The organism is Halorubrum sp. GN12_10-3_MGM (genome assembly GCF_005435235.1).
GTDB classification, from domain to species: Archaea; Halobacteriota; Halobacteria; order Halobacteriales; family Haloferacaceae; genus Halorubrum; species Halorubrum ezzemoulense.
Map to the genome: position 1 here is coordinate 1 of NZ_SGUB01000046.1, position 9725 is coordinate 9725.

8 protein-coding genes and 5 pseudogenes are annotated in these 9725 nt (G+C 53.5%); 4 read left to right on the top strand and 9 right to left on the bottom strand.

What is annotated here, in order from left to right; all coding sequences use genetic code 11:
- Positions 1-304 (top strand): PAS domain-containing protein (locus EXE47_RS17770; RefSeq protein WP_137708593.1); only part of this gene is annotated, 304 nt, incomplete at its 5' end.
- Positions 305-487, top strand: a pseudogene (locus EXE47_RS19405) (histidine kinase dimerization/phospho-acceptor domain-containing protein); the annotation flags it as partial. It abuts the gene before it with no gap.
- A gap of 15 nt (positions 488-502) precedes the next feature.
- On the opposite strand, the gene EXE47_RS17775 reads toward EXE47_RS19405, so the two are convergent.
- The 4 genes and pseudogenes from EXE47_RS17775 to katG all read right to left on the bottom strand — a co-directional run bounded on the left by EXE47_RS17775 (position 503) and on the right by katG (position 6233).
- On the bottom strand, positions 503-1888 hold the full coding sequence (locus EXE47_RS17775) for a hemolysin family protein (RefSeq protein ID WP_137703856.1): 1386 nt from the start codon (positions 1886-1888) through the stop codon (positions 503-505).
- Positions 1889-2037: 149 nt separating this feature from the next.
- Positions 2038-2112, bottom strand: a pseudogene (locus EXE47_RS19410) (hypothetical protein); the annotation flags it as partial.
- Positions 2113-2632: 520 nt separating this feature from the next.
- Positions 2633-3907: an IS4 family transposase gene (locus EXE47_RS17785; protein ID WP_137708594.1), complete on the bottom strand. Its 1275-nt coding sequence runs from the start codon at positions 3905-3907 to the stop codon at positions 2633-2635.
- A 160-nt stretch (positions 3908-4067) separates the two neighbouring features.
- Positions 4068-6233, bottom strand: a complete 2166-nt coding sequence (gene katG / locus EXE47_RS17790) for a catalase/peroxidase HPI (RefSeq protein WP_049933290.1) — start codon at positions 6231-6233, stop codon at positions 4068-4070.
- Between the two features lie 405 nt (positions 6234-6638).
- On the opposite strand from katG, the pseudogene EXE47_RS19415 reads away from it, so the two are divergent.
- A pseudogene (locus EXE47_RS19415) lies at positions 6639-6798 on the top strand (IS4 family transposase); the annotation flags it as partial.
- A 20-nt stretch (positions 6799-6818) separates the two neighbouring features.
- On the opposite strand, the gene EXE47_RS17795 reads toward EXE47_RS19415, so the two are convergent.
- From EXE47_RS17795 to dps, 3 genes are read right to left on the bottom strand one after another with little or no spacing between them, the layout of a single operon-like run.
- On the bottom strand, positions 6819-7193 hold the full coding sequence (locus tag EXE47_RS17795; protein WP_137703858.1) for a RidA family protein: 375 nt from the start codon (positions 7191-7193) through the stop codon (positions 6819-6821).
- 1 nt (position 7194) lies between these two features.
- Positions 7195-7578, bottom strand: coding sequence for a 2Fe-2S iron-sulfur cluster binding domain-containing protein (locus EXE47_RS17800; RefSeq protein ID WP_080508749.1), 384 nt, complete (start codon positions 7576-7578; stop codon positions 7195-7197).
- Between the two features lie 34 nt (positions 7579-7612).
- Complete coding sequence (gene dps / locus EXE47_RS17805) at positions 7613-8272, bottom strand: DNA protection during starvation protein (protein ID WP_049933440.1); 660 nt, start codon at positions 8270-8272, stop codon at positions 7613-7615.
- 126 nt (positions 8273-8398) lie between these two features.
- On the opposite strand from dps, the gene EXE47_RS17810 reads away from it, so the two are divergent.
- Positions 8399-9148 (top strand): helix-turn-helix domain-containing protein, encoded by a 750-nt coding sequence (locus tag EXE47_RS17810; RefSeq protein WP_080508750.1) that lies wholly within the window; start codon positions 8399-8401, stop codon positions 9146-9148.
- A 42-nt stretch (positions 9149-9190) separates the two neighbouring features.
- On the opposite strand, the pseudogene EXE47_RS17815 reads toward EXE47_RS17810, so the two are convergent.
- Together EXE47_RS17815 and EXE47_RS19145 are read right to left on the bottom strand one after the other, a co-directional pair.
- A pseudogene (locus EXE47_RS17815) lies at positions 9191-9598 on the bottom strand (IS630 family transposase); the annotation flags it as partial.
- Positions 9599-9725: pseudogene (locus EXE47_RS19145) on the bottom strand (IS630 family transposase); the annotation flags it as partial.

The following is a 9725-nucleotide window of genomic DNA, read 5'->3' on the forward strand; positions in this document are numbered from 1 at the left end:
CGAGTACGTGTATATGAATCAATATCATCGGGACCTGTTTGACATTGCTGACGATACCGACATCGCCGGAAAACGGGCAGCAGATTTACACTCGGCGGAAGTGGCTGAGAAATTTCAGCAGAACGACAAAAGAGTGTATGAGACGAGAGAACAGGTCGAGATCGAAGAGGTCATTCAGACCGACGACGGTCGTCAGTACTTTCTCACCCGGATTGTCCCACTGTTTGACAATGGCTCCGTATACGCCACCTGTGGCATCGCCACCAACATTACTGAGCAGAAAGAGTACGAAGAAAAATTGTAACGACAGAACGAGCGTTTGGAAGAGTTCGCCAGCATCGTCAGCCACGATTTATGGAACCCACTCTGTGTGGCCTAAGGATGGTTGGAACTGATTCGGGACGAGTGTGCGAGTGACCATATCGACGTCGTAGCACAGACATTTGACCGGATGGACGCGCTCATTGAGGACCTGCTGATTCGGGCGCTCAGGTATTCCCGGTCACTCGGAACTGCCCTCGCCTACCGGCGTCTCCTCTTCGATCTCGGCGGTGTCACGGTCGACAGTTACCCGGACCTTCTGGATACGTGTGTCATCCACCTGTTCGGCCCGGAGCGTGACGTTCTCGTAGTTGAACTCTTCGTCCTGCTCGACAAGGCGGCCCGCAAGGTTGAAAACGAAGCCCGCGATACTCTCGAACTCCTCGCCTTCTGGCAGTACAATGTCGAGCGCTTCATTGATTTCCTCGATGTTAACCCCACCGTTCACGAGGACGGTGTCATCGTCAACGAATTCGATCGGATCGTCTTCGTCACCCGCCAGTATTTCGCCGACGATTTCCTCGGTCATATCCTCCATCGTGATGAGGCCCTCAGTGGCACCGAACTCGTCGACGACGATAGCCATCTGTATCCGTTTCTCGCGCATTTCCGAGAGGAGCGCGTCGACGTTTTTCGACTCGGGGATGTGGAGCGTCGGAGCGATTACGTCCTCTACGTCGAGGTCGTCGAAAGTGTCGTAGTTCGAATTCTGTAGGTCACGGATGTCGAAGACGCCGATCACACTGTCTAGCGACCCATCGTAAACTGGTAGGTCCGCGTGACCACTTGAGATACACTTCTGGATTGCCTCCTCAACGGTCGCATCACTGGAGATAGCCGCCACATCGAGGCGGGGGGTCATCACCTCCTTGGCAGTGGCATCGGTGAATCGAAGGGCGCGTTGGAGCCGCTGGTGTTCCTCCTCGTCGAGGACCCCCTCACGCTCGCCCGTTTGAATCATATTTCGAATCTCGTCTCGGCTGACGTAGGTCGACTCGATGGACGGGCTGCCGCCGGTAAGTCTGTTCACGACGCCCGTCAGGTAGTGGAATACGGTGATAAGCGGCCACAGTGGCTTCTCGACGATCTTTAGCCCCCGGGCGACACGCCGTGCGTGTAGTCCAGTGTTCTCTACGGCGTAGGATTTGGGTGCGCTCTCGCCGAATATTAACACCACCGACGTGATGCCGAGCGACGAGACGATAACTGCCGTGCCCGCGTCGAAATAGAAGCCAACGATAGTCGTCGAGATTGAGGACATCGTGATGTTGACCATATTGTTCCCCACGAGAATTGTTACGAGAAGGCGGTGGGGATCCTCCTTGAGAGATTTGACCGCCCGTGCGCCACGCAGGCCTTGCTCAACCATCGCATCTACCTGATGGGACGGCAAGGAGAACAGCGCAATCTCCGACGACGAGAAGAATCCCGACCCTACCAAGAGAAGCAGAATCAAGCCGATACCGACCGTGGTGACTGCCGTTTGGCTCAGTTCGGCGCCGACGACTGGCACGGTGTACTGGAGGAGGCCGCCCCTGGACAGTACTGTGAGGAGAGATATCCACATGCGACCACCTAATGCGTGAGCAGAAAAGTAACCCGTGGTAACAGAGTATGGATTCCTTGAGTTACACCCATACGAGAGCCTGTCATAGAAACCATCTCATAGCTTGAGCTTCTCGCGGCCAGGGTCGTCTCCCCGCTCGAAGTTGGTGATTACAACAACGAGACGGAGACACCAACCATCTGCTCAGACAATAGTGAGGCACCGGCCTGTGACAGTGTACACCCGTCACCGGTGAAGCGGACTGTTTCGACTGTGGTCCCATCATCACTGAGAGCTACCTGAGGTCTCCTTCAGGGTGCGTTGGGCCGACACACTGTGGGTTCGTCGTTGCTGCCTCAACATCGGGAGAGGGAAGCTCACCGTAGTTCCGGGGATTCTGCGAGTGATCTGCGAGTAACTCTTGAACAAACTTGCTGTTCATAAAAGACACTAAACACTCTTATGAGCACGATTGTACGGCTAGTCAGAAATCCCTAGTCCGTTGAATAACGAGGCCGTCTGTGGACTGGATCGCTGATTTCAAAGAATTCGGACGTTGTCTGGCTATATCGTTTATCTCGACATAATCTAAGTCGGTTCAAAAATCATATAGTGAGAGTGTCATAGAACAGTTATATGGATAACACGAGGGGGCATCTGCGCAGTTGAGTTTGAAGTATAGGGTCAGAAAATAAACCTACTCTTGATACAAATCGCTATACACAGGGCATGGAATGTTCTATGACACCCTCCATTCGTCTTTAGCTAAGCCTCACACCTTGGTTGAGTAGCGGTAGCGAGCGTCTCTTGTAAGATCGGTCGTTGCTGGTGGATCTTCTGTGCGTCTTCGATCAGCCGCTCCAACAGCGGCGGTGGTGAGTAGCCGAGGAACTCACCGAGTTCGTGAAGAATGAGCTGGGCGTGCGACCGGAAGGTCGCCGCCCAGCGTTCCGGTGGAAACACGATCTCGTCGTCAGCCTGCTCGGAGACCAGATCCAACAACTCACGGCTCACTAGCAGCGACAGCAACGCCGCATACAGCAAAATCTCCACCACAACAGGGTTGCTCGTGTCGAACTCATCTAGTTCGTATTGCGTCGTCAACTCACGAAACAGCGTTTCTACCTCCCATCGACACCGATACAGCGTCCCTAGATCTGCCGGGAGAAACTCTTCTCTCGGTAGATTTGTGATGTACAGATGGTAGTCGTCGGCGTCCTCGTCCCGGACGCCGACGACGCGGAACCGCTTCGTGTCTAGCGACCGTGTTCCCTCGTACTGACCCCGCTTGAACTCCGCTTCGACCTCTACGTCAATGTACTGCCGTGAGAGGTCAGCGACCACATCTTGGATCTGCTCGCCTTCCAAGGGAATGGCGCGGCCGCGCCATTCCCGTAGTTCCTCTGTTATCACCGGATTCGCGTTCTGCTTCAACCGGCTCACAAAGTAGCCGTCGTTCTCGTCGATCAGCGCAAAGCGGCGGTACTTGAAGTACGCTAGGTCGAACAAAACTAGCCGTCCATGCAGCCACGATCCCGTCTTGAACAACGTGCTGTCGTGCGCTTTTTCATCGGTCACGTCAATCCGTTCAATCGTCTGATCGGTGGCATTGTGGAGCAGGTGGAGCTTCGCTCCAGCCTGCTCCTCGTGGCGAGCTTGGAACTCGTCGGAAAGGAACTCGTGTAACCGCAACACCGTTCCATCAGCGATCATCACGTCCCTGAATCGGTCGATATCAACGTCAACAGCGTCGGGAACGGCGACCTCGTCGAGACCACGCTCGACGAGGTCGCGGAGATACTCTGCAAGTGACGGCGTCAACCGGTGATAGAAGCCACCAGGAGAGATCGTCTCATCGGCTGTGGAGTTGTAGCTACGTCTGAACCCAGCGAGTGTTCGGCTCTCGCCTGCGGCGAAGCCGAACACGAGCGCCCACACGAGGACGGGAATCTGAAGCTTCCCCTCCCGTTCGACCACGCCGAGTTCCTCGGCGTGCTCTTCAAGGAACTCAGAGGGAAACAGTGTAGTGAGACGACGCAAGATTCTCGATGAGGAGGTCTCGTTGTACACACTCGACACCTCCTCATTCCTTCCGAAAAGTAGCCTCGATAAGCCGCTGCTGTCACGCGGTTCTTCGCTTAGCTAAAGACGGATGATGACACCCTCATATAGCGTATAAAAAGCGCCGAGAAGGTGGACGTTAATTCAGGTCAAAGCGATCGTTCGTCATAACCTTCTGCCAAGCATCAGCAAAATCATTTATGAACTTCTCCTCTTCAGCAGCATAGGCCTCTGCGAGGGTACGAAGCCGTGAGTTCGACCCGAAGATAAGATCTACACGTGACCCCGTCCATTCGACTTCATCCGTTTCACGGTTTCTGAGTTCGTACACCTGTTTGTTATCTTCGCTGTCAGCTGCCTCCCACTCATAATCCATCGAAAGTACGGTTTCAAAGAAGTCGTTAGTCAGGGCCCCCACGTCATCTGTGAAGACGCCAAGCTCCGAATTCTGATGGTTGGCTCCCAGCGTGCGCATGCCGCCAACAAGGGCCGTTGTCTCGGCCGGTGTCAGGTCCAGGAGATCTGCCTTGTCGACCAGCAGTTCTTCAGGTGAGCGGTTTAGTCCATCTCCATCGGTGAAGTAGTTGCGAAAGCCATCGGCATCCGGTTTCAGAGCTTGGAAAGATTCGATATCTGTCTGCTCCGCAAGCGCATCAGTCCGACCCGGTTCGAACGGTACTTCAATCTCGTATCCGGCCTCGGCTGCCGCCTGCTCGATGGCCGCGGTCCCGCCGAGCACAATAATATCGGCAAGTGAGATGTGGACTCCGTCTGATCGAGAGTCGTTAAACTCTCGTTGAATATCTTCAAGCGTGTCAAGTACTGTTTCCAGTTCTTTCGGTTCGTTAACATCCCAGCTTCGTTGTGGCTCGAGGCGAATTCTGGCTCCATTCGCACCGCCGCGCTTATCGCTATCCCGATACGTTGATGCTGAAGCCCAAGCAGTTTTGACAAGCTGAGTACGGGACAGATCGGAGTCAAGGATTTCCGTTTTGAGCTTGGCTACCTGTTCCTCATTGACGAGTTCGTAATCGGCGTCGGGGATGGGTCCCTGCCAGAGCATTTCCTGGTCAGGCACTTCTGGGCCAAGGAGCCGCTCCGGTGGCCCCATATCACGGTGGATAAGCTTGTACCATGCCTTTGCGAAACTGATTCCAAATTCCATCGGGTTCTCTTGGAAGCGTTCGAGAACCTCCCGATAGTCTGGGTCCCGCTTCAGTGCGACGTCCGTCGTCAGCATCATCGGAGTTGCACTCTCAATCTCGTCGTGTGCTGGCTCTGCAGAGCCATGTACCTCCGCGTCCTTGGGCCGCCATTGCCAAGCTCCGCCGGGTCCCTTGTGTGGCTCCCACTCGTGATCCAGCAAGAGATCAACATATTCCATATCCCAGCTAGTTGGGGACTGGGTCCACGGGCCTTCAATGCCGCTTGTGATCGTGTCGGCACCTTTGCCCTCACCATACTCGTTTTTCCAGCCGAGGCCCTGTTGTTCGATAGGCGCCGCTTCAGGTTCACCACCAAGATTTTCGTCAGAGTCAGCGCCATGTACCTTCCCAAACGTATGTCCGCCGGCACAGAGGGCAACGGTTTCCTCGTCGTTCATCGCCATCCGATCAAAGGATTGTCGCACGTACTTCGCGGACTCGAGAGGGTCTGGTTTGCCACCAGGACCTTCTGGGTTCACGTAAATCAACCCCATGTGGTCTGCGGCGAGGTCGCCTTGGAGGTTCCCCTCCTCATCGTGGCGTTTGTCTTCCATCATCTCCTCTTCAGGCCCCCAGTTGACGCCTTTGTCTGGTGCGTATGCGTCCTCACGCCCCCCTCCAAAGCCGAACGTTTGGAATCCCATCGATTCCATGGCAACGTTTCCGGAGAGGACTAACAAGTCAGCCCAGGAGAGTTTTCGACCGTATTTCTCCTTGACTGGCCAGAGCAGTCGCCGGGCTTTATCTAGATTTGCGTTGTCTGGCCAACTTTCGACAGGTGCAAACCGCTGTGTGCCACCTGACGCACCACCGCGACCGTCACCAGTACGATACGTGCCCGCACTGTGCCAAGCCATCCTGATAATGAGCGGTCCGTAATGTCCGTAGTCGGCTGGCCACCACTCTTGGGAATCAGTTAATACGTCCTCAATATCTGCTTTCACTTGCTCGAAATCGAGAGACTCGAATGCTTCAGCGTAATCGAACTCGTCTTCGTACGGCCCAACATTGCTGGCATTCTGATCAAGTATTTCTACATTGAGTGATTCTGGCCACCAATCCTGTGTTGTACTTCCGCTGGCTGAATGTTCTCCAGACATATGGATTATCCAATTATATGTATGTAGGTGAAACCAATCAACTGTTGTTTATCATATGCCAATCCGACCTCCCACGAACGTTAGCAGTCTACCTCGCTGCTGTATCGCGATTTAACACAGCCTCTAAGCCAAACAGCGTTCACTCATTCGTCTTTAGTTAAGCTTGATAGTAATACAATTCCCAAAAGTATGCTTGTCAGTATTAGATGTAGGAGAAGCCACAGATGAGACACCAGTACCGGCGAGATCGAGCGATAAGCAACCATCACAAACGGCGTTTTCTTGCCGTATCTGGTGTGGCTGGGCCGTATTTGAGCAAAAACCACAGCTATCGAGTATTACTGAAGATATTAACTAAAGACGAATGAGTGTTCACTTAAGATGGACCAAAATCGAAACACAGCAAGTCATCAACAATGTGCTACGCAGGAGCGTAGTGACTATCTCAGCTACTCACCGCCGTCACTTCTTGACCGGCTGATCGAAGGTGCCCAGAAGATCCACAAAGGACGGCTGATTACAAGCGACACTAACCCCCGCTACACAACCCAAGTGTGGGGCTTGACTGAAGACGGATGTAGGATTTCAATCACATACACCAGTAGCCTCAATTTGAACTGTAGCACCGTTCGGCAACTGCTTGACGCCAACGAAGGTCCGTGACGGTCGTTGACCCTCAAAGAATTCGTCATACGCCTGCGTAACTTCCTCTAATTGGCTCATGTCAGTCAGGTATACTGTGGTTCGCATTAGTTCGTGACGATTGACGCCAGCCTCAGCAGCGACAGTGCGAACACGTTCAAGCGCCTTGAGTGTCTGTTTTCGGACACCCTGATCTGATACTGTCTCTTTGCTAGGTACTTGGCCATCAAAACATACCAGTTGTATGCCACGATTTCGAACACTGTACGGAGTGGTTAACGAACTATCTCGTTCTTTTCGGGTTATGTTTTCGGACATGTTAGTCACTTAGCTTCGAATTTCCTGGTGGTTTGTTATTGGCTGCTCTATATTCGAGGAACTCATCGTACTGTTCAACGACAAGTGTTGAGTCCGCCCGCGGCTTCGCAGTACAGGTGAGTACGTAGCCTGCCTCTCGGTCTTCAGTATCGTACCGACGCGCGTTTGGATGGACAACGTCGCCGTCAACCAAACGAGCAGCACAGGTGATACACCAACCTTGTTGACAGTCAGCTGTGAGCCACACACCCGCCGAACGCGCGGCCGCCAGAATCGTCTCGTTCTCACTGACCTCAAGTTCGTGTGTTTCACCGGCTTCGTCCAGCGACGACTCTTCGGGAACAACGATCGTGATGGTCCACGTATCGTCCGACGACTGTGTCATAAATAAGGGGAGAGTGGAGACCGTTGTTACTCGCTCAGGCGGAGTCGTTGAACGGGTTGTTCTTCGTATATGGTGCGTCGCCCGGCTCGCCACGCGCGAAGTGCCCGGCCGGATTAATCTCGTCGTCCCGTTCCTTGCTCAGCAGCTCGATGAACCAGGCCTCGTGGTCCATCTCCTCGTTGAGGATCCGCTGGGCCATGTCGTAGGTTCGCGGATCGGCCCCACGAGTCATATCACAGATCTCGCTCCAAGTACGAATCGCACACCGTTCCGCTTCGAGCAGTACTTCCAGAATGTCTTCGACTTCTAGCTCGGATGTGTCGAACTCACCACTACCATCCATCGGCGTCGGTACCTCGGCGTCGGGACAGGAGGCCCGGTCGGCGAAGTCCCTGATGTCGTTCGGCAGCGACCCCTCGAGTTCGTACACCCGGGGGACGACAAGCTCGAAGTGGGCCCGGTCTTCAAGACGGGCGTCCTCGGTGATCTCCTTGTAGTCCTCCTCCCCGGCGAGGTGCATTCGGAGGTTCGTGTAGTAGTAGTAGGTCGTGAACTCGGCGCCGATCGCGTCGATCAGTTTCTCCCGGAGTTCCTCGGGATCGACGCCTCGTTCGCGGATGACCTCGGCACCGACTCGCTTGCTCGTGTCGCCCGGTTCCACGGAACCGCTGCCGTGTTCTTTCTCGTTTGCCATCGCATCTCTACATACCCCGGTAACAGTAATCAGAATTGTTTTAGCAATAGATGATATTATCTGCCAAAAGAATGAAACAGCACTAAGAACAATTCTTTTGTGTATCTACTATTTAGCAATAGATAAATGAACGGTAAGCCTGAACCCGCGCAAGAGACACGTGAGTTTGAGTTTGTCCTCCAGTTCGAGTCAGGAGCCGATGAGTTGATGGATGTGTTCCGACAGTACGAGAGCCTCTCGTTGTGGTCGTCCGCGATCTTCGTGAATGATAGCTATATGTGGCGGCTCGATTATGCGAAGGGGACGAGCGAAGCGCTGGACGCGTTCGATGAGGTATTTCTTGACAAAACCCGCTGTAACGAGTGCTTCGATGTCGTAGATTGTGATACGGACCGATCATATCGCGTCCTAGATCGTCAAGAGACTAGCCGAACTATCTATACACTTCGTCGTGAAATTAACAGTTGTCATTCACTTCCGCATATTGTACTCGATCATATTCAGACAGGAACTATATTCGAATCCCGCCGGGTCGGTGACGAGTACCGGTGGCGCATTCTCTTCCCTAGTGATTCTCCTATTGGAGACATCTACGATACAATGGAAGCACAGATTCGGGAGGGCGTGTCGGTTTCGGTGTCCCATATCACTACTGGCAGCGACTGGAAGGCGACCGAGCGCCTCGCGACAGACTTCTCGCCAGAACACTGGGAAGTGCTAAAGGCAGCGGTCAAGCACGGATACTATGAACGGCCGAGAGAAGTTTCTGTCTCCGATCTTGCGTCGATACTTGATGAACCTCGTTCTACGGTTCAATATCGACTACGAACCGCAGAGGATCGTATCGTGTCGGAATTTGTCAAGCAAACACTGTGAACGGTGGTAGCTACGAGTGGTAGAGATCACGATTGCTGATACTCACAGACATGAATACATAAAGATATCAGGAACTTCGATGCGGTCGAGTACAGAGAGAGCAGCATCACGGAGATCGTCAAGCGTCTCGAACAGACGGTTCCCAAGTTCTTGATCGAGTTGTCTCCAGCACTCTTCCGCGGGGTTCAGCTCTGGTGAACCCCGCGGAAGGTAACACAGCTCGATCGGTGTGTCTTCGACGAATTCCTACACCTTGTTCGCCGTGAAATACGAGGCGTTGTCCAAGACGACGCAGATTTTCTCGCCGAACTCTGTCTGGAGTGCGTCGAGTAACCGGATTGTTGTGTCGCTGTTGAAGTTCTCTGCACACGGCAGAAAGAACGTCTCACCGCCGTCGCTGACTACACCGAGCAACTTGATGCTATCCCACGCGCCCGTCACCGGTAATGATTAAGATAACATTCGAAAGTCAAGGAACTGTTCACACCACTTCTTTGCGAAGCTGACGCGTTTCGTTATTTTCTCAAAAGTTTCCTGAACGAGCTCTTTGAATTCCGCTTCGCTCTCAACGACGATT